The sequence below is a fragment of the Actinacidiphila polyblastidii genome, assembly GCF_036353415.1.
GTDB lineage: Bacteria > Actinomycetota > Actinomycetes > Streptomycetales > Streptomycetaceae > Actinacidiphila > Actinacidiphila polyblastidii.
The window spans coordinates 50,480-70,997 of the sequence record NZ_JAZEWV010000035.1; the positions used below are offsets into that span (position 1 = coordinate 50,480).

General features: G+C 71.6%; 15 protein-coding genes. 3 read left to right on the plus strand and 12 right to left on the minus strand.

Annotation, left to right across the window (positions count from 1 at the left end):
• Window positions 1-105: 105 nt before the first annotated feature.
• From V2S66_RS28345 to V2S66_RS28355, 3 genes are all read right to left on the minus strand, one after another.
• Window positions 106-486 carry a hypothetical protein gene (locus V2S66_RS28345; protein WP_330799570.1) on the minus strand — a complete coding sequence of 127 codons (381 nt, stop codon included), beginning with the start codon at window positions 484-486 and terminating at the stop codon, window positions 106-108.
• Between the two features lie 153 nt (window positions 487-639).
• Window positions 640-2,106, minus strand: a complete 1,467-nt coding sequence (locus V2S66_RS28350) for a glycoside hydrolase family 76 protein (RefSeq protein WP_330799571.1) — start codon at window positions 2,104-2,106, stop codon at window positions 640-642.
• A gap of 46 nt (window positions 2,107-2,152) precedes the next feature.
• Window positions 2,153-4,276 (minus strand): glycoside hydrolase family 2 protein, encoded by a 2,124-nt coding sequence (locus tag V2S66_RS28355; protein ID WP_330799572.1) that lies wholly within the window; start codon window positions 4,274-4,276, stop codon window positions 2,153-2,155.
• Between the two features lie 738 nt (window positions 4,277-5,014).
• Here V2S66_RS28355 and V2S66_RS28360 point away from each other — a divergent pair.
• Together V2S66_RS28360 and V2S66_RS28365 are read left to right on the plus strand one after the other, a co-directional pair.
• A complete protein-coding gene (locus V2S66_RS28360) occupies window positions 5,015-6,787 on the plus strand; it encodes a glycoside hydrolase family 27 protein (RefSeq protein ID WP_330799573.1) in 1,773 nt (590 codons plus the stop codon).
• A gap of 55 nt (window positions 6,788-6,842) precedes the next feature.
• Window positions 6,843-8,594: a glycoside hydrolase family 27 protein gene (locus tag V2S66_RS28365; RefSeq protein ID WP_330799574.1), complete on the plus strand. Its 1,752-nt coding sequence runs from the start codon at window positions 6,843-6,845 to the stop codon at window positions 8,592-8,594.
• A 55-nt stretch (window positions 8,595-8,649) separates the two neighbouring features.
• On the opposite strand, the gene V2S66_RS28370 is transcribed toward V2S66_RS28365, so the two are convergent.
• From V2S66_RS28370 to V2S66_RS28410, 9 genes are all read right to left on the minus strand, one after another.
• Window positions 8,650-9,171 (minus strand): nuclear transport factor 2 family protein, encoded by a 522-nt coding sequence (locus tag V2S66_RS28370; protein WP_330799575.1) that lies wholly within the window; start codon window positions 9,169-9,171, stop codon window positions 8,650-8,652.
• A 138-nt stretch (window positions 9,172-9,309) separates the two neighbouring features.
• Entirely contained in the window at window positions 9,310-10,185 is an 876-nt protein-coding gene (locus tag V2S66_RS28375) for a fumarylacetoacetate hydrolase family protein (protein WP_330799576.1), read from the minus strand.
• Window positions 10,186-10,242: 57 nt separating this feature from the next.
• Entirely contained in the window at window positions 10,243-11,382 is a 1,140-nt protein-coding gene (locus V2S66_RS28380; protein WP_330799577.1) for a DUF3500 domain-containing protein, read from the minus strand.
• Window positions 11,379-12,980 (minus strand): bifunctional 3-(3-hydroxy-phenyl)propionate/3-hydroxycinnamic acid hydroxylase MhpA, encoded by a 1,602-nt coding sequence (mhpA, locus tag V2S66_RS28385; protein WP_330799578.1) that lies wholly within the window; start codon window positions 12,978-12,980, stop codon window positions 11,379-11,381. Before mhpA ends, V2S66_RS28380 begins: the two co-directional genes overlap by 4 nt.
• Window positions 12,977-14,050 (minus strand): quinone oxidoreductase family protein, encoded by a 1,074-nt coding sequence (locus V2S66_RS28390; RefSeq protein ID WP_330799579.1) that lies wholly within the window; start codon window positions 14,048-14,050, stop codon window positions 12,977-12,979. Before V2S66_RS28390 ends, mhpA begins: the two co-directional genes overlap by 4 nt.
• 9 nt (window positions 14,051-14,059) lie before the next feature.
• Window positions 14,060-15,331 carry an acyl-CoA dehydrogenase family protein gene (locus tag V2S66_RS28395; RefSeq protein WP_330799580.1) on the minus strand — a complete coding sequence of 424 codons (1,272 nt, stop codon included), beginning with the start codon at window positions 15,329-15,331 and terminating at the stop codon, window positions 14,060-14,062.
• 65 nt (window positions 15,332-15,396) lie between these two features.
• Window positions 15,397-17,640 carry a CocE/NonD family hydrolase gene (locus V2S66_RS28400; protein WP_330799581.1) on the minus strand — a complete coding sequence of 748 codons (2,244 nt, stop codon included), beginning with the start codon at window positions 17,638-17,640 and terminating at the stop codon, window positions 15,397-15,399.
• 74 nt (window positions 17,641-17,714) lie between these two features.
• Window positions 17,715-18,920: a CaiB/BaiF CoA transferase family protein gene (locus tag V2S66_RS28405; protein ID WP_330799582.1), complete on the minus strand. Its 1,206-nt coding sequence runs from the start codon at window positions 18,918-18,920 to the stop codon at window positions 17,715-17,717.
• On the minus strand, window positions 18,917-19,297 hold the full coding sequence (locus V2S66_RS28410) for a cupin domain-containing protein (RefSeq protein ID WP_330799583.1): 381 nt from the start codon (window positions 19,295-19,297) through the stop codon (window positions 18,917-18,919). Before V2S66_RS28410 ends, V2S66_RS28405 begins: the two co-directional genes overlap by 4 nt.
• 461 nt (window positions 19,298-19,758) lie before the next feature.
• On the opposite strand from V2S66_RS28410, the gene V2S66_RS28415 reads away from it, so the two are divergent.
• Complete coding sequence (locus V2S66_RS28415; RefSeq protein ID WP_330799584.1) at window positions 19,759-20,487, plus strand: GntR family transcriptional regulator; 729 nt, start codon at window positions 19,759-19,761, stop codon at window positions 20,485-20,487.
• The last annotated feature ends 31 nt before the right edge of the window (window positions 20,488-20,518 follow it).

Genomic DNA, 20,518 nt, shown 5'->3' on the forward strand with positions numbered 1-20,518 from the left:
ACTCCATACGTCCGGCCGCGAGGGGGGTGAGGGTGTGAGGGTTGCGGGGCGGTGATGTTCGTGGGTCCGCGGCGGCGCCGCACAGGGCTCCGGCCGCCGCGTTGCTCAGGAGACGCGCCAGACCTGGTTCGAGCCCCCGTTGCTCGTCCACTGGTCCAGCGCCGTGCCCGCGGTGGTCGACTTCTTCGGCACGTCGAGGACCATGACCAGGCTGTAGACGTTGCCGTAGGCCCGGCGCAGGCTCCAGGTCTGGTTGGCGCCGCCGGTCGCGGGCCACTGGACGATCGTGGCGACGACGCGCTTCGGGCCCAGGTCGCCGCTCGCCTGCCGGGACAGCGCGCTGCTCCGGTACGTCCAGGTGTGCAGGTCGGTCGAGGAGCAGCAGGGGATCGAGCGGAAGGAGGTGTCCGGGGAGTTCTCGCCGGTCTTGTCCTCGCCGAAGGCGTACCAGGTGCCGCCCGACTTCACGATGCCCAGCCCGTGCATCTGCAGCGGGCGCCGTTCTGGTCCTTCCAGGCCGCACCGGGGTGAACGTGCTCAACGTCGCCGCGTGGGCGGCGGGCAGCGGTCCCAGGACGGCCGCGGCCGGGAACGGCAGCCCTGCCACGGTCCGCCGGAGCATGCCGCGCGCGCTCGGAGTCATGAGCCGGGTACCGTCCACTTCTGGTTGGCGCCGCCGTTGCAGTCCCAGATCTGGAGCTGGGTGCCGTTCGTCGTGCCCGAGTGCGGATCGTCCAGGCACCTGCCGGACGCGGGGTTGGTCAGCGCGCCGCCGGCGGCCCTCCACTGCTGGTTGGCGCCGCCGTTGCAGGTCCACAGCTCCACCAGGGTGCCGTTGGCGGTGCCGGCGCCGGTGACGTCGAGGCAGAGGCCGTTCGCCCGCAGCGTCTGCCCGTCGGCCGTCCACTGCTGGGACGGGCCGCCGTTGCAGTCCCAGATCTGGGCCTTGGCTCCCGGCGTGGACGACGCCTTGTAGTCGTCGAGGCACTTGCCGGAGATCCCTGACGCCACCGCGCCGGTGGAGCCGGGCGGGGTGGCCGATCCCCGGACGGCCGCGACGAGCGCGTCCTCGGCGCTCGCCGTGCTGCTGGACGACTCCTCCCTCATCGGTCCGGCCCAGGACACGCCGAAGCCGCCGCTGTTGGTGTCGTGGGCGGTGACCGACGCCGCCTGGGCGTTGAGCCACGTGTCGTAGGCGGTGGTCCTGGCCGCGGTGGCCAGCTGCCGCAGGCCGCGGACGAATATGCCCTTGAACGACGCCGCGTCCGCGCCGCACCCGGAGGACTCGCACGACTCGGTGAGGACGCCGTTCCTGGACAGCTTGGAGGTCGCCGCGTCGGCGATCTGCCGGGCGGTGGTGATCAGCCCGGTGTCCCCGGTGGCCTGGGACAGCTCCGACAGCCCGGCGAGCACCACGCCCTGGTTGTACGACCAGGTCTGCTGCCCGTTGTTCTTGCAGGAGCTGGTGAGGCCGTCGTTGACCAGGTGTGAGCTGTTGATCATCCCGCTGCCCTTGAACCAGCTCCACTCCTGCCGGGCCCAGTTCAGGTAGGTGGTGTCACCCGCGACGCGGTTGTGCAGGGCGGCCGTCAGCTGGAGGAACAGCTCGTTGGGGATGGCGTTCTTGTACCCCTTGGCCTTGCTCCACCAGACGCCGCCGCCGCAGGTGTCGTCCCAGTAGCCGTGCACGTAGTTCGCGTCGGTGCGGGCCATCTGCAGATAGGCGGGGTTCCCGGTGATGTCGTACGCCTGGACCCAGGCCAGGCCCCACCAGCCGGTGTCGTCCATGTAGTCGTTCTCGAAGTTCGACGCCTTGTGCTTGTCGAAGGCCCCGGACACCGCGTACGCGTACTGGGAGTCGCCGGTGGTCTGCTGGTAGGTCTCGATCGTGCTCAGGGCCACCGCGGAGTTCCACCAGCCGGTCCCGATCTGGCCGGTGCCGGAATCGTAGGACTTCATCAGCGCCGCGGCGCCGGTGGCGACCGGTGAGGCCGCGGACGAGGTGGCGGGCAGGGCGACCAGCGCCGACACGCCGAGGGCGGCGCCCGTCACGGCCGCACCGATGATCTTCGCGATGCGCCTTCGTTTCGTCGTGTGATGCCTCATGGGCTTCCTCAACATGTCGTGGGGGGTGCGGAGCCGAAGCGCCGCGTCAGGACGCGGCGAGGTTCCAGGTGACGGTGTCGGTGTGGGTGGCGCCGGCGATGGAGGCCGTGACGGTGAGGGTGTTGGTCCCCTGGCGAAGAGTCACGCCGGTCCAGGTGAAGATGTGGTCGGAGCTGCTCCGGCTGCCCAGCGAGGCGCCGTTCAGGGACGCGGTGACGGTCGCGGCGTTGGAGTAGACCTTTACCTCGGTTGCGGCGTCGGTGCGCTGCGTCCAGCGGCGGCTGGTGAGGTAAAGGGTGGGCACGGGCGACCAGTTGGCCTTGTACCAGTAGAAGGCGTCCTTGCGGGTCGCCCGGTCGCGGGTGACCAGGCCCTTGTCGTTGAGGCCGGGCTGGCCGCCCTCGTCGCGCCCGTCGGAGGCGAAGTCGAACATGTTCCAGACGAAGGTGCCCCAGACGAAGGGCCGGGCGGCGAGCTGCTTCCAGGACGCCTCGTGCAGCAGCGACTGGTACTCCTCCGGGTGGAAACCGCTGCTGTAACCCGAGGGGTTGAGGGCGTGCTGGGCGGTGTTCGCGCCGGCGCCGTACTCGGACAGCGCGAAGGTGCGGTTCGGCTCGGCCTTGTGCAGGCCGTCCGCCCAGCCGCCCAGGTCGTTGTACGAACCGCCGTACCAGCCGTAGTACTTGTTGTACGCGGTGGTGTCCGCGTGACTCGCCACCTGGGCGTCGTTGCCGAGGTTGTTGGCGTAGGTGCTGATCCGGTCCGGGTCCTCGCTCCTCACCAGCGCGGCCAGGCTCGCCAGCAGGTCGTTGGTGGCGGTGTCGTCGGAGCGCTGCTCGTTGCCGATGCTCCAGAAGGCGATCGAGGGGTGGTTGTAGTTCTGCCGGATCAGCTCGCGCAGCTGGTTCTGCGTGCTCGCGCGGAAGGCGGCCGAGTTCGTGGTGCCGTTCACCAGCGGGACCTCCGCCCACACCACCACGCCGGTGGCGTCCGCGAGGTTGTAGTCCTTCTGGTCGTGCTGGTAGTGCGCCATCCGCACCGCGGTGGCGCCGATCTCCTGGATGAGCGAGAAGTCCTGCGTGTGGTCGGCGTCGCTCTCGGCCCAGCCGACGCCCGCGCGGTCCTGGTGCAGGTTGACCCCGTGCAGGCCGAGCGACCTGCCGTTGAGGGAGAACCCGGTGGCGGGGTCGAGGCTGAAGCTGCGCAGCCCGAGCGGCTCGGTGACGACGTCCGTGACCGTCCCGGCGGCCGCGTCCCGGATCTCGACGGTGGCGCTGTACTGGTACGGGTCGGCCAGGCCGTTCCACCGGCGCGGGTTGGCGATGGTGACCGTCTGGACGACGTCCAGCCCGGAGTTCGCGCCGATGGTCTGCGCGGCGCTGCTCCTGTCGGCGACGATCGTCCCGCCGGCGTCGGTGACGACGGCGCGCACCACCAGGGAGCGGCTGGCCGTGTTGTTGTTGAAGACCGTCGCCCGCACGTCGACGGTGGCGGAGGTGGCGGTGACGCTGCGCTGGCGCAGGTAGACGCCGGGCCCCGCGTAGTCGAGCATCCGCACGGCGAGCTTGTCGACGGCGTACAGGCTGACGTTGCGGTAGATGCCGCCCTGGAAGGTGTAGTCGGCGCTCAGCGGTGCGATGTCGGAGTTGTTCGCGTTGGTCACCTTGACCGCGAGCACGCTCTCCCTGCCAGGCGTGAGGTTGGCGGTGGCGCCGAACCGGAAGCGGGAGTAGCCGCCCTGGTGCTGGCCGAGGTGCGCGCCGTCGATCCAGACGTCGGCGACCTGGTTGGCGCCGGCGAACTGCAGGAAGAACATCTTCCCGGCCAACTCCGCCGGGACGGTGATCCGCCTGCGGTACCACCCGATGCCCCGGTAGTAGTTGTTGCCGCCGTCCGCTCCGTCCTGGGCGTTCCAGGTGTGCGGCACGCTGAGGGAGGTCCACCCCCCGTCGTCGAAGCCGGGCGCCTGCGCGCCGGAGACGTCGCCCTTGTGGAAACGCCAACCGGAGTTGAGGCTGAGCCAGGTGCGCAGTGCGGGCGGCGCGTACGTCTGCGCGGCGCCGGCGGCGTTCGGTGCGGCGGCGGCTGCCGCGCCGCCTGCGGCGAAGGTGGCGAGGGCGCCACCGGCCATGGCGCCGAGAAGCAGGCGACGGCTGGGGAGTTCGTTCATGGGGGGTGCCTTCCCGTGCGGGGGAGGGATGCGGCCCCGGACGGCACGGTGGCTGCGCGCCGTGGGGAAGCCGCTGCGGTTTACATGTATGAACAGTGATCTGCAATATGAACCCTGGTTAGAGGCGAGGCTAGGTCGGGCTGACCTCAAGGGTCAACCCTTCTGCACGGGGCCGTCGTTGTCTGCGAACGGACGATGTGAAGCCACAGGCGTTCATGTACGCGAACGGATGCGAGCGGACCTTTTTCGTTCGACGGCGTCCGGCGCTCCGGCCTGCACCTTCTCTTCGCGCCCACTGTGTTGAGAAATGTTTCTTTGTCTTGAGTCTTGACCCAAGAAGAAACATGACAGCACACTGTGCGCCATCCCCTCGCTGGGCGAAGACACCTCCCCGCAACGAACCAGCACCGCCAGGACCCTGGCGGCGACGGCGCCCGTGCCGCGGCCCACGAACCGCGGCGCGTCGCTCCTCTCGGCCCATCCGCTCCGACGGAACACCCTCACCCACCGAAGGACACGACGCGTCATGCCCGTTTCTCCCGGAACCAGATCGAGCATTCCTGTTCCTTCGCGTCGTCGGGTGTTGTCGACGCTTGCCGTGGCCGGGGTCGCGGCGCCGTCGTTGTCGGCGTGTTCGGCGCCCAGTGGTCCCGGTGGTGGGGGCACGTCGGTGGCGCCGGTGTCGCCGGCCGCGACACCAACCAACCCCCCGCATCCCGGAGAAGTGAAGGAACGTCCATGACGTCATCGACACCGCACCCGCCGCGCCCCCTCCACAGCCCCCGGCGCCGCGGCTGGTGGGCCCTGCCGGCCGTGGCCGCACTGGTGGCCTCGGTCCTGTACGGGACCGCGTTCTCCGCCGCTCCGGCCGCCCACGCCGAGTCCAACGGAGTAGCCGTCACACCGCAGTCCGGGTGGAGCAGTTGGAGCTTCGTGCGCAAGAACCCGACGGAGGCGAACATCGAGGCGCAGGCCGACGCGATGGCCTCCACCGGGCTGGTCAAGCACGGGTTCAGCTACGTCAACATCGACGACTTCTACTATCTGAGCCCGCACTCGAACGTGGACACGTACGGGCGTTGGGTGATCGACACGGCGAAGTTCCCGCACGGCATGAAGGCCGTCGGCGACTACATCCACGGCAAGGGCGAGAAGTTCGGCATGTACCTCACGCCGGGCATCCCGGTGGGCGCGTACGACAAGAACACGCCGATCGAGGGGACGTCGTACCACGCCCGTGACATCGTCTCGGACACCACGCACTACGAGAAGAACTACAACTTCGCCAACGGGGCGATGTACTTCATCGACTGGAACAAGAACCCGGCCGCGGCGCAGGCGTTCGTCAACTCCTGGGCGGACCTGCTGGCCTCCTACGGCGCCGACTACCTGAAGATGGACGGTGTCGGCACCTCGGACAAGGCCGACGTCCAGCACTGGTCGCAGGCGCTCAACCAGTCCGGCCGCACGATCCACTTCCAGCTCTCGAACTCCCTCGACATCAACCAGGGCGCGTTCTGGAAGCAGTACGCCAACGGCTGGCGCATCGACGGCGACGTGGAGTGCTACTGCAGCACGCTGACCAACTGGAACAACGTCTCCAAGCGCTTCAACGACCTGCCGGGCTGGGTCCAGTACGACGCCTCCGGCGGCTGGGGCGACCCCGACTCCGTGGACATCGGCAACGGCGCCACCAACGGCCTGACCGTCGACGAGCGCCGCACCGAGATGACACTGTGGTCCATCGCATCGGCGCCGCTCGTGCTGGGCAGCGACATGACGCACATGGACTCCGGCGATCTGGCGCTGCTCACCAACGACGAGGTGCTCGCCGTCGACCGCAGCGGACACCCCGCGCACCCGGTGAAGCAGGGCGCGCAGCAGCAGACCTGGTGGTCGTACAACAACAGCGACGGCTCCTACAACGTCGCCCTGTTCAACCTCGCCGGCTCCACCGCGAACGTCACCGCGAACTGGTCCGACCTCGGCTTCACCGGCAGCGCCACCGTCCGCGACGTGTGGAGCCACACCGACCTCGGCACCTCCAGCGGCGCCTTCACCGCCTCGCTCTCCACCCACGGCTCGCGGCTGCTGCGCGTCACCCCGGCCGCCGGACACGGCACGATCGGGACGCCGTTGGTCAGCAAGCTGTCCGGCCGCTGCGCCGACTCGCCGCAGGCCACCACGTACAACGCCGTCCAGCTGCAGGTCTGGGGCTGCAACGGCGCCCCCAACCAGAACGTCGCGTACAGCGCCTCCGCCAAGACGCTGAGCCTCGAAGGCAAGTGCTTCGACGCCCACGACAACCAGACCACCGCCGGCACGCACGTGGAGATCTACGACTGCAACGGCGGCGACAACCAGAAGTGGAACAAGAACAGCGACGGCACGATCACCGGCGTCCAGTCGGGCCTGTGCCTCGACGTCACCGGCACCACCAACCCCAACGGGTCCGGCCTGGAGCTGTGGACCTGCAACGGCGGCCAGAACCAGCAGTGGACCCTCAAGTGACCCCGACCCCGACCCCCACGACGAGAACGAGCGCGTGCGCACGACTGGAGGACAGATGAGATCGCGATGGATGGTGCTGGCCGCGGCGGCCGCCGTCAGCCTCGGACTGGCGGCGCCGCAGGCGCTGGCGCCGAAGGCCCAGGCGTCGGACAACGGCATCGCCGTCAACGCCCCGCTGATGGGCTGGAGCGGCTGGGGTTTCCTGCAGCGTGACCCCTCGGCGGCCAAGTTCAAGGCGCAGGTCGACGCGCTCGTGTCGAGCGGCCTGAGCGGACTCGGCTACGTCTACGCCAACATGGACGACTTCTGGTACAAGTGCCCCGGCAGCCAGGGCCCCGACGTGGACGCGTACGGCCGCTGGGTGACCGACACCTCGCTCTTCCCGAACAGCGGCTCCACCGACGGCATGCAGGTCCTCGCCGACTACGTGCACAGCAAGGGGCTGAAGTTCGGCCTGTACGTGACGCCGGGCATCTCCGCGCAGGCGGTGTCGAAGAAGACGCAGATCAAGGGCACCTCGTACACCGCCGACCAGATCGCCACATCGAACAGCGCGAGCAACTTCAACTGCAAGGGCATGCGCACCATCGACTACAGCAAGGCCGGCGCGCAGGACTTCATCGACTCCTGGGCCGACGAGTTCGCCGGCTGGGGCGTGGACTACCTGAAGCTGGACGGTGTCGGTCCGGGCAAGACCTCCGACATCAGCGCCTGGTCGAAGGCGCTCGCGCAGAGCGGCCGGCCGATCGCGCTGAACCTGTCGGCGAGCCTGTCCGCCTCCAGCGGCCCCACCTGGTCGTCGCTGGCCAACTCCTGGCGCATCGACGGCGACATCGGCGCGAGCCCCAAGGGCTACAGCTTCCCGCTCACCAGCTGGACCAACGTCTCCAGGCGGTTCGACGACGCGGCCGTCGCGCAGCCCAACGGCGGTGAGGGCGGCTGGAACGACCTGGACTCCTTCGGCGTCGGCAACGGCGACGACGACGGCATCACCGGGCCCGAGCGCCAGACGAACATGGCGCTGTGGGCGCTGGCCAGTTCCCAGTACATGCTGGGCGCCGACCTCACCCACCTCGACGCCGGTGACAAGGCGCTGCTGACCAACAAGCGGCTCATCGCGATCGACCAGGACGGCATCCCCGCCGCCCGGGTCGTCAAGAGCGGCAACGAGCAGGTCTTCGCCAAGCGCGAGAAGAACGGCACCTGGTACGTCGGCGTGTTCAACACCGACACCTCGGCCAGCCACACCTTCAGCCTCCCGCTGGCGCAGCTCGGCCTCACCGGCTCGGCGAAGATCACCGACATGATCAACGACGACAAGCCGCTCGGCACCGTCAGCACGTACACCACGAGCGTGGCCGCGGGCGGCGTCGCCCTCATCTCCGCGGTTCCCACGTCCGGCACCGGCGGCACCGGCGAGCTGGTGAGCGCCGCGTCCGGCAGGTGCGTCGACACCGACGGCGGCAACGTCTACTTCCTGGGCACCAAGGAGCAGATCTGGGACTGCAACGGCGGCATCAACCAGGAGTTCTCGCTGACCTCCGCGGGTGAGCTGCGCACCATGGGCGCCACCGAGTGCCTCGACGTGTACCAGGGCTCGACCAGCCCCGGCGCCAAGGTCGAACTGTGGAACTGCGACGGCAGTTCGGCCCAGACGTGGACGCTGAACAGCGACGGCACCATCGTCGCGCAGAAGTCCGGCCTGTGCCTGGACGTGGTCGGCGCGAAGACCGCCAACGGCACGGGGCTGCAGCTGTGGACGTGCAACGGCGCGTCCAACCAGAAGTGGTCCAGGGCCTACCGCTGACCCTGCGCACGACTGAGGGGCGGCCCCCGGCGGGGCCGCCCCTCGGTGCTGTGCGCTACCGCGCGCCGATCGCCTTGAGGAACTCGATCCTGCCGTCCTCGCTGTGCCGGCGCAGCACGTTCAGCTGCATGTCCGGGTTGTGCTCCCGGTTCGGCTCGGGGACCGAGGGGTTGCCCTTCCAGGACATCAGCCGGCAGACGCGGTGCTGGATGCGCCAGCCCTGCTCGCCGCGGACCAGCACGTCGTCGTACCAGCCGGTCCCCTCCCAGGTCGGGCCGCCCTCGGCCGCCTCGCGGATCAGCAGCCAGTTGCCGTAGCTGAAGGCGTGCGCCCTGTCGCCGTCGACGTGCACCAGGTGGCCCATCATCGTGTGCTGGTGGCCGTCCAGCGTCTCGTGGAACTCGGCGAAGGAGCGCTTGAACTCCGCGAGGCCCTTCCAGGCGGCGCCGGCCGGCCCGAACTCCGCCACCACGTCCTCCGCGAAGACGCGGTCGAACAGGTCCCACTGATGGGCGTCCAGCGCCAGCGCGTAGAGGTTCATGATCTCGATGATCTGCGCCTTGTCGTGCTCGGTCATGACGTGCTCCTCGTCCTTGAGGTCATAGCGGCCGATCGGGTCGGGTGATCGTGCCGGCTGGTCGTGCGGGTCGGAGATACAGGCAGGTCGGGCATGTGGGGCGATCGCGGCGGTGGGCCGGCGTGCTCGCGGGCGCGCTCAGCGGTGGCCGCGGAAGGCGGCTTCCGAGCGGCGCTCGTTGCCCACCACGGCGTTGCGGAGCGTCCCCAGCCGCTCCACCTCGACCTCGACGGTGTCTCCCGGCTGGAGCAGCCGCGGCGGCTTGCGGCCGTAGCCGACGCCCGCCGGCGTGCCGGTCGCGAGGAGGTCGCCGGGGCGCAGGGACAGGGTGTGCGAGACCAGGGACAGGGTCTCGCCGACCGTGTAGATCATCTGGTCGGTGCAGCCGTCCTGCACGGTCTCGCCGTTCACGCGGGTCCGCAGCCGCAGGCCCTGCTTCAGGTCGCCGACCTCCGCTGCCGGGACCATCGGCCCTATCGGTCCCGACCGGTCGCCGTTCTTGCCGAGGATCCACTGCGAGGTCAGCTTCTGCGCCCTGCGGGCGGTCAGGTCGTTGAACGTCGAGTAGCCGATGACCGAGGCCAGCGCCTCGTCGGGGGAGGCGTCGATCAGCGGCGCGCCGACCCAGGCGACCACCTCGCCCTCCCAGTCCAGGCCCTCCTCGTTGGAGGGCACCGGCACCTCCGCGCCGTCCACCGTCAGGGACTGCGTCCAGCGGGCGAACAAGCTCGGGTACGGCGGCAGTTCCTGGTCGCGGAAGCTGCCCTCCGCCGCGTGCTCCAGGTAGTTGAGCCCGATGCAGATGACGCGCGCGTCCGGCAGCACCGGCGGGACCAGTTCGACCGACGCGACCGGGTAGGTCGCGCCGGCGGGCGGCCGGGACAGATGCACCGCCGGGTCCGCCCAGAAGTCCTCGAGCGAGCTGATGACGGTGACTTCACCGCCCTGGTCGCCCAGGGTGGCGACCTCCACGCCCGAGTGGGCACGCGGCCGCCTGACGCCCACGATTCTCATGTGTGTCCTTCCTGGTCTCCGGAGTCTGCGCGCAGCGGGCCGAGCGGTCTGTGCCGCTCAGCCGGCGTCCTCCGGGCGCGAACCGGTGTGGTCGTGGTCAAGGTGGTGCTGGATCAGCAGGTCCGCGCCGAAGTCGTTGGAGGGGTCGCGCCAGACGCTGTGCACGTGGTTGGCGTCGTCCTCGGCGTTGTCGAACTCGATGAGGGTGGCCGGTCCCTGGATGCGGAAGTAGTGCGGCCGGTCGACGGAGGTGCCGCCGGCCCAGGCGAAGTGCAGCTCCCCGACGCCGCCGGCGGCCGCGATGCGGTCCATCTCGAAGCCGACCAGCCCCGGGCGGGCGCGCTCCACGAACCGGGCCAGCAGGTCGTCGAAGTGCCCGCGCTGGCCGGGGGAGAGGTCGTCGGCGCGGATGCCGCGGGGATGGTCGCGGAAGTACGCCAGCGCCTCGCGGTCCTCGTCCGTGATCATCGCGTCCCGGCGGCCCACGCCGTGGTAGGCGGGATACTCGACCTCGCCGACCGTCGCGACCGTACGGGTGACGAAGTCGGCCGGCGGCCGGGAGTGGATGACCGCCTGGCGCTGCTGGGCGCCGGTGAGGCTGTCCAGCAGGACGAAGGCGGCGTCCTCCTCCTCGCCGAGGATCCGGAAGGGCCCGAAGCGGGCGGGTTCGGCGCCGAGCAGGAACGGGGTGGCGCTGACCAGGTCGCCGTCGACGACGGTGACGTTGAGCGACAGGTGGTGGCCGACCAGCCGCCAGCCCCAGGTGGTGTCCGGCTGCGGCTGGCCGAAGAAGGTCAGGAAGTAGCCGCGCGCGTCGCGGAAGGCGGGCGCGATGTGGCCGAACAGCGGCAGGTTCAGCTCGCGCAGCAGGTGCTCGTTGGCCATCACCTGCACGACGCGGGCGTAGGCCGGGATCGACATCGACTCAGCGACGAGGCGGTGCGCCAGTCCCTCCTGGCGGCGGTCCAGCTCTCCCAGCGCGAGTCCGTGCCGCCCCGACTCGGGCAGGAAGTTCCAGTGCGTCCGGCCGCGGTCCGCGTGCGGCAGCAGCAGCCGGGCCCGCTGGTCGCCGGTCAGGGCGTCGAACAGCCCCATCGCGGCGAAGGTGACGGCGGTGGCGTCGAAGGAGCCGCCCGGCCGCGGCCGGTGCGCCTCGGGCAGCCCGCCGTCGGGCCGGGGGTGCTGTGGTGCGGTCATGACGTTCCTTCCGCGGAGGCCGGCTGGAGCGCGCCGCGCAGGCGCGAGACGAACTGCGGGATGTCGGCGTGCCGTCCGGCGGCGAACACGTAGAAGTCCGGCCGGGCGAGGAACGCCTCGCAGCCGCGCCCGGCAAACCAGCGCGCGTAGGCGCCGTCCCGATCGTGGACCGGACCCGCCCCCGACACGTCGGCGAACACGCCGCCGATCCGCCGGAACCAGGCCGCGTCCGCCTCGTCCAGCAGCTCCGCCGGGTCCCCGGCGCGGCTGACCAGCTGCCAGTCGCCCCCCACCAGGTCGTCGAACAGGCCCTCCCGGTCGCCGACCGAGACCCGCCCCTGCGGCGCCAGCCGCCCGCCGGCCTCCCCGCCGGGCAGCGTCAGCGACGGCTCGCCCAGCCGGGGATGCGGCGGCTCCCGGGTGGCGGCGGCCGGATCGAGTGACCGCCTCCTCATCTCGGCGTCCCGGACCGCCGCGCGGTCGGCGTCGAGCTCGCAGATGACCCGGCCCGCCGCCACCGCCTCGTCGATGATCTCCCGGACGTGCCCGGTGCGTTCCGGCCCGTACGAGTCGAGGACGGCGGGAGCCGCCAGGCCGCGGTGCACCATGCCCAGCCGCCAGGCGAGCGCGCGGGCGTCCCGCAGGCCGGAGCAGAGCCCCTGCCCGAGGAAGGGCGGCATGAGGTGGGCCGCGTCGCCCGCGAGGAAGACGTCGCCCTGCCGCCAGGTGCGCGCCCAGCGCCCCCGGAAGGTGTAGACCGCGTGCCGTTCCAGCCGGGCGGTCTGCGGAGTCACGCCCCACGGCGCCATCAGCCGCCAGGCGGTGCTGTCCCGGCCCAGCTCCTCGACGGTGGTGTCGGCGCGGCGCATGAACTCGAACCGCCGCCGCCCCGGGCCGCTGTTGACCGCGGTGGCCGGCTGCGCCGGGTCGCAGAACTGGGTGACGAAGGCGCTCCACTCCTCCTCGACCAGCGGCTGGTAGTCCACCACCAGCCAGTCGGCCTCGAACCCGGAGTCACCGACCTCGACGCCGAGCTGGGAGCGCACCGCGCTGTTGGCCCCGTCGGCGCCGACGAGCCACCGCGACCGGACCCGCACGCTCTCCTCGGGCCGTCCGGTGGGGGCCAGCCGCACGGACACTCCCGCCCCGTCCTGGGCCAGCGCCTGGAAGGTCCAGTCGCGGTGGACGCGCACGCCCGGCGTCGCGACGGCCAGGTCCTCCAGGACCGCTTCGAGGTCGGGCTGGTAGAAGCCGTTGGTGTTGGCCCACCCGGATTCCGCGGTCCTGTTCCAGTCGATGGCCTGCAGCAGCTCGCCCTCGCCGTTGCGGAACTCGTAACCGCCCCGGTCGCCCTGGGACGGTTCGAACAGGTCCGCGTGGTCGGCCATGACGCCCGCGGCCTGCAGGACGCGCAGCGCCTCGTGGTCGATCGTGCACGCCCGCGGCGAGGGGTACCGCTGCGGCCAGCGCTCCACGACGGTCACCCGCAGGCCGGCCCGGCCGAGGAACACCGCGGTCAGCAGGCCGACGGGTCCGCCGCCGACGACGACGCAGTCGACCGCGGGCCGCGGGGCGGACGCTTCGGGAGGGTGGGTCACGGTCGGGTGCTCCGGTCGTGTCGAGTCGGTCGGGTGAAGGAGGCGTCGTCCGGCAGCAGGACGTACTTGGCGTGCGGCGAGGCCGCCTGCGCGCGCCATGCCGCAGGCAGTCCGTCCAGCGGGAAGGTGCGGACCGCGACGTGCAGGCCGTCGGCGAGGGCGGTCCACAGCCAGGTCAGCGCCGCCTGCTTGTCCCGCAGCGGGGTGTGCAGGCCGGCGAAGCCGGACAGGGTCAGCCGCTTGCCGCGCAGCAGCCCGGCCGGTATCCGCGCGGTCGCGCCTGCCGGGTTGCCGATGTTGACCACCCGGGCCTGCGGCGCGCACACCCGCAGCGCCGCCTCCAGCGGCGCCCCGTACAGCCCGTCGAGGACGACGTCCACCGGCCCGGCGGCGGTCAGCAGCCGCGCGGCCAGCTCGTCGGCCCCCTCCTCGGCGCGCACCGCGACGACGGCGTCCGCGCCGAGGGCGAGCAGCCGCTCCAGCGCGGCGTGGTCGCGGGCGACGCCGACCACCCGGCCGGCGCCGGCGCGGTGCGCCACCTGGACGGCGAGCTGCCCGACCGCGCCGGTGGCGCCCAGCACCAGCACGGTCTCCCCGGGGCGCAGCCCGGCGTGCTCGACCAGCGGCAGATACGCCGCCGTGCCGGAGTTGCCGACGGCCGCGGCCTTCACCGGGTCGAGGCCGTCGGGCAGCGGCAGCACGTCCTCGTCGGCGACGAGCAGCCGCGCGGCGAAGGCGCCCGGCGTGGCCGGGGAGGCGTGGCACTCGGCGTAGACCAGGTCGCCGGGCGCGTGGCGGTCGGAGTCGAGCACGACCCCCACGCACTCGCTGCCCGGGACGTACGGGCTCTCGTGGCGGGCCGAGTGGAACGTCCCCGACGCGATGGCCAGGTCCAGCGGGTTCAGCGGCGCCGCGAGCACGGCCAGCAGCGTGCTGCCGGCCGGCCTGGCCGGCAGCACCACCGAGCCGAGCCGCGGCTCGGCGCCGGGGGAGTCGACGATCGCCGCCCGGACGCCGCCCTCGGGCGCGCCGCGGTCGGGGAGCTCCGGGGTCTCGCTTCGTGTCCGCATGCCCGCCACCTACTCGGCCTTCTTCTGCACGCTCGGCGCGAAGCGGTCCAGGGTGGTGATGCCCGCGAAGTTGTGCGGCGGCATTCCGGCCATCAGCCGCCCGTAGTTCTCCGACAGCGCCTCCAGGTTGAGGGCGCCGTGCAGGGTGATCACCCGGGCGTCGCGCCAGGCGCGCTGGATCGGCTCGAAGTCCATGATCGCGGTCGAGCCGGAGTTGCGCTGGAGCAGCTCGATCGCCTCCGCGCACCACTTGGCCGCGTAGGCGGTCTCCACCAGGACCCGGGCGCTGAAGTCCTGCATGTACTCCGGCTCGGCCGGCGTCCCTTCGGCGGCGAGCAGGCCGAGCCGGTCGGTCTCCTCGGCGTTGGCACGGGCCATCAGCGTCGCGGACCGGATCTTGGAGTGGACCTCGGACAGCATCAGGTGGGTCAGCGGCGCTTCCAGCTGGTTCTTGTACGTGGTGCCGCGGACCGGGCGGCCGGCGGAGCGTTCGAGGAAGCGCGCCAGGGCGCCCTCGGCGATGCCGATCGACATCCCGGCCATCAGGCTGAACGCCCAGCCGAGCGAGGGCGCCTTCCACAACGACCCCTTGAGGCCGCTGTCGAGCCTGCCGCCGGTGATGTCGCGGAAGTCCACACACCGGTGCTCCGGGACGAACAGCTCGTCGCCGGTGAGCTCGGACGACACGCTGCCGGTGGCGCGCATGCCGGCGACCTTCCAGTCGTCGAGGAACCGCAGCTCCTCGCGCGGCACCTGCGCGCCCACCAGGTACGGACCCTCGCCGTCGTCGGCGATGCAGCCGAGGTTGGTGTACGGCGCCCACAGCGCGTCGCTGCCGAAGGTCCACGGACCGCCGGACAGCAGCCAGCCGCCCTCGACACGCTTCGCCCGCCCCCGGGACGCCGGGAAGTGGCTCGACCCGGCGACCCGCGGCCCCACCCACCGGGGACCGTAGACCTCCTCGACGACGCGGGCGCCGGAGCCGGCCGGAATCCAGTTCGTCGAGGCCCCCACCCACACCGTCCACCCGGCCGAGCCGTCCCACCGGGCGACCTCGGTGACCACGTCCAGCTGCTGCCGGACGGAGAACTCGTAGCCGCCGAACTCCAGGGGGCTGCCGATGGCGAAGGCGCCGGTGGCGTCGAGGTCGGCGATGGTCCGGTCGGAGTGGCGGCCGGCCCGCTCCGCCTCCGGCGCACGCTCCCGCAACGCGGGCCCGAGCGCCCTGACCCGGTCGAGGACCGCCGTCAGCTCTTTCGGCCTCTCGTCAGTCGCGGTCATCGTGGGTGCCTCCTGTGTGGTTCATGCGGTTCGAGTGCGTGGGCCGGGCCGGGACGTCGCGGCGGTCACCGCGGCGGCAGGATGGGCAACTGCACGTAGCTGGGGTGGTCGGGCCCGGTGAAGACGGTGTTCGTCGCACCGGTGTGGTAACTCGCGTCGTAGGCGCGGACGGGCACGCCCGCGGGCGTGTACGGCTGGACGTCGATCCGCAGCCGGCAGCCCTCACGGATCAGCGCGCTGCTCGGGTTGAGCCCGAACTCGACCGGCACGACCTCGCCGTCCGCCAGCAGCTGCTCGTCCGCTTCCAGGTGCGTGTGGACCGGCCAGTAGTCGGTCGACCTCGCCTCGTCGAGCCTGCGCCGCGAGACCTTGAGCTGGCCGAAGCCCACCGGGTGGGGGTGCATCGGGTCGATCGGGAGGACCAGTGCCTCGTAGCGGACCTCGCGGTCCTGCTCGTCGATCACCCGCAGCGACACGTAGACGTCCATGTCGCTGCTGCTCGACGCCACCCACAGGCCGACCTTCATGTAGCCGGCGAGCACCAGGTCCTCAGTGAGCGGATCGCTGACGAACGAGACGCCGGTCGACCAGCGCGGGGTGCCGCCGACCGCGCCGGTCGGCGCCAAGGTGGGCCGCCCCAGCTCCAGATGCGCGTCGTAGCTCGCGCTGTTCCCGGCCGCCGGCACGCTCGCAGTGATGCGCAGCAGGTCGTCGCGCCGGCTGTCGCCCTGCCAGTCCGACGGCGCGGCGTCGAGGTACCAGCGGCGGTACTCGGTCCGCGCGACCGGCCACTCGTCCTCCTCCAGCGTGTAGTACGAGGCGTTGCCCGTCCTGACCTGCACCCGGACCGGGGCGCCGTCCATCACGCCGTTGTCCTCGCCCTTGAGCCAGTGGTCGAAGAAGCGCATGTGCTCGGCCACCGTCGAGCCCTTGTAGCTGTGCGGGAACCAGGCGTCGACGAAGTCGAACTTCCGGGCCGCCGCGCCGGTGGACCGCAGGAAGGTCTCGCTGCTGCCGAGCTGGTGGATCACCGCGCCGGTCTGCGGGCCGACGATCCACACCGCGGCCGTGGCCTTCTCGATCTCGGGGCGCATGAAGAGCGAGCCCTCGGGGCCGTACGCGGCGGGGTCGTTGAACGGGGTGGCGAGCGCCCGGGCCATCCAGTCGGTCTGCGGCCGCTCCTCGCCGCAGAAGTTCTTCCCCGACCAGACCTTCCACCACCAGTTCCAGAAGCCCTCGCCGAAGATGCCGCCGTTGTAGAGGGACTCGTTGTACAGGTCGGCGTCGGTGCCCAGCGCGATCATCGCCTTCAGGTGCGGCGGCCGCAGGCTGGCGACGTTGTGCTGCGTCATCGCCAGGTACGACATCCCCCACAGGCCGACGCTGCCGTTCGCCCAGGGCTGCTCCGCGGCCCACTCGATCGCGTCGTAGTAGTCCTCGGCCTCCTGCACGCTCAGCGGCGTCTGCAGACCGGGGCTGCGTCCCACACCGCGCGCGTCGACCCTGATGCACACGTAGCCCTCGGGGACCCACGTCGACGAGTCGACGGCCTCGTGGTTCTCGTACTGCTGGCCGTTCGGGTTGCCGGAGAAGAAGTCGTCCTCCAACTCCTCCCGCTCCAGGGCGTCCTCCTCGGTGCGGATGCACTCGTGGTGGAACGCCTTGCCGTAGAAGCTCAGGCTCATCACCACCGGATGCGGCTCGTCGTCGGCCGGGCGGAAGACGTCGGCGTAGAGGAACGAGCCGTCCCGCAGCGGAATCCGGACGTCCGTCATCTTGACGATGCCGCGGATCTCGCGGCGCAGCGCGTTGCGGGCGGCGGCGGCCTGGCGCAGGCCGCGCGGCTCCTGCGAGGTGAAGACGGACGGCACCGCGTTGAGCTTCTTGAGCAGGCCGGCGACCGCGGGATCGTCGGCGATGTCGGGCTGGTCGAGGTTCAGCACCATCGGTTCGACCAGCTCGTGCACCTCCGGCGCGAGGGTGACGCCGGTCTCGACGTCGCCCTCGTGGTCCAGCGTCTGCACCAGCCGGGCCAGGTTGGTCACGATCGGGTCGTGCAGCCGGTCGATCCGCCCGGCGACGCGGTTCACCAGCTGCGCCAGGTTCACCCGCGGCGCGCCCTCGACGGTGCCGAGCACGAGCCCGCCGACCAGGAAGGTCACGGCCTCGCCCGGCCGGTACCGGAACCCGCCGCGCTCGTCGGTGAAGCCGGTCGTGGTCGGCGTCTGGTACCTGAGCCCGCAGACCGGGCCGGCGAAGACACCGGTGAGGACCTCGGCCCCCGGTTCTGCCGCGTTGGCGCTGTGCACGGAAATCCCACCTGTCCTACGTCGTCGATGTGCGGGTCCCTCGGGTCCGACGGCTCCCACCGCGGCCTCCCTGCTCACCACGCCCTCCCGCCGCCGGGCAGCGGCTCCGCCAGCCAGGCGCGGACGGCGTCGCCGTCGGCGTCGAGCACGGGCGGCGGATCGGCGTCGACCCGGGTCGTCTCGGTCTCGGCCCCCGCGGCGTCGACCGAGAAGGTCCGCAGCGCCGATCCGGGCAGGGTGATCTTCCCCAGGCTCCGGTGCTCGACGTCGAGGAGCAGCTTCTGCGAGCGGGTCTGCTCCCAGTCGTAGACCTCGTCGAGGCCGCGCACCCGGCCGGCCGGGATGCCCGCTTCGGCCAGCCGCTCCAGCAGGTCGGACGTCTCGTACTGGGCGAACACGATCTCCAGCAGGTCGGTGAGGCTGTCCCGGTTCGCCACCCGGTCGGAGTTCGTCGCGAAGGGCGCGTCGTCGGCCTCGATGCTGAACGCGGCGCGCAGCCGGCCCCACATGGCGTCGTTTCCGCAGGCGATCTGCACCCGTCCGCCGGCGCAGCGGAAGAGCCCGTAGGGCGCGATGGAGGGGTGGTGGTTGCCCTGGGCGCGGCCGACCTCGCCTGCCACCGTCCAGCGGGTGCCCTGAAAGGCGTGGGCCGCGACGACCGAGGCGAGCAGCGAGGTGCGGACGACCTGCCCGCGGCCGGTGCGGTCGCGCTCCCGCAGCGCCGCCAGCACGCCGAACGCGCCGTTCATGCCGGCGAGCAGGTCGCCGATCGGCACGCCGACCCGCTGCGGGTGGTCCGGGTCGGCTCCGGTCAGGGACATCAGCCCGGCCTCGCCCTGCGCGATCTGGTCGTACCCGGCACGGTCGGCCTCCGGCCCGTCGTGCCCGAAGCCGCTGATCGACAGCACCACCAGGCGCGGGTTGAGCCGCATCAGCCGGTCGCTGCCGAAGCCGAGCCGCCGCAGCGTGCCCGGCCGGTAGTTCTCCAGCAGCACGTCCGCTCGCTCCACCAGCCGGGCGAGCACGGCCGCGTCCTCGTCCCGCTTCAGGTCGAGGGTGATCGACTCCTTGTTGCGGTTGCAGGACAGGAAGTACGTCGACTCCACCGTGCCGTCGTCGGCGCGGACGAACGGCGGCCCCCAGGACCGGGTGTCGTCCCCTGCGGGGCTCTCGACCTTGATCACCCGGGCGCCGAGGTCGCCGAGCATCATCGCGGCCTGCGGCCCGGCGAGCGCGCGGCTGAGATCGATGACGAGCAGCCCCGCGAGCGGCCCGGTCACGGTCGGCCGCCCGCTGCGTCGGCGGACTGCGCGGCGGCCGGGTTGGGCCGGATCACCAGCATGCTCGCGGGCAGGTTCGTGCGGTTCTCCACGGTGCGGGACGTTCCCGAGGTGATCCGCGCCCCGTCGAGCGGGTGCAGCTCCTCGGTGCCGCCGTCGGCGTCGGTGAGGGTGAGGGTGCCGGTCAGCACGAGGTAGACCGTCTCCGCCGGGACGGGCGACATGTCGGCGTGGCCGCCCGGCAGGTAGTGCGACAGGACGACCGTCACGGCGCCGTCGTACTGCTCGCCGCCGAACAGCTGGACGGGGCCGACGTCGTGGTGGCCGACGGGTCGGAAGCGGGTGGCCTGGTCGAGCCGGGCGATGTCTATCGGCATGGTCGTGGCAATCCGTTCTGGCGGGGCGGCGGGTCGGACGGGTGGGTGGTGGAGGTCGGCGACGCGGCACGGGGGCGGCTGCCGACCGGGGTTCGGCGCCGGTCGCCCGGTCGGGGGTGACGGCGCTGCCGTCTGTCGACCCCGGCGTCCGTCCTGTCCGGCCCCGTCGCGCCCAGCGGCGGAAGGGGCGGTCGTCTTGAGACATCACTGTAGGAGCCGGATGAAAAATGTCAACACTTTTGAGGATGGGGAACCGTGCTGCGCATCGACATGCCCACGTAGCATGCGAATTCGTGCGCACGGGCAAGGGTCGGCCGCATTCGAACGCCTCAAAGTGTCGACAGATTCGCGAGAGGAGTCGGCTACCGTGATACTGGCAGTCCGTCCGGGCGTTCCCAGGGAGCGCCCACCGGGCGCCGCAGGGAAGACGCCGCAGGGAACCCGCGAAAGGCCGACAGGCGATGACAGCACGGTCAGTCGAGGTGCCGGAGAAGCTCGCCCACCCCGACGAGGTGAGCAGAGCCCATCACGAGCTGCGGCGCGCGATCATGCGCGGCGAGCTGTCCGCCGGCGACCCGCTGTCGCAGGTGGAACTCGCCCGCCGACTCGGCGTGAGCCGCGGCCCGTTGCGAGAAGCGCTGAGGATTCTCCAGCGCGAGGGCTTCGTCCAGCAGGAGTCCCAGCACCGCGCGCGGGTCACGGCCTTCAGCGACGAGGACCTGGACGAGCTGTACGCCATGCGGATCAGCCTCGAAGCGCTCGCGATCGGGATCGCCGTGCCGCGTATGACCGACGAGGACCTGAGCCGGCTCGACCAGCTGCTCCAGGAGATGGACGAGACGGCACGCACCGGGGACGTCGAGCTGTGGGAGCGCCCGCACGAGCAGTTCCACCGCGCCCTGGTCCGCCTGGCCGGCCCGCGCCTGGAACGCGAACTGGCCCTGCTGTCGGACCACGCCACGCGGTACCGCCTGGCCTTCGTGTCGTGGAACCCGCTCGAGTGGCAGGCGGGCACCAGCGAACAGCACCGCACCATCGCCGAGGCGGCGAAGTCGCGCGACGCGGACGCCGCGGCCCGCGCACTGGCGGCGCACCTCGGCCGTACCGCTCTCGTCGTCCTGTCCATCGCGTCGCCCACCTACGAACCCGTCCGGATCCGCAGGGCGCTCGCCACCGCGTGCGGCACCTGACCTCGCCACGTCCCCACATCGCCTGCTCCCC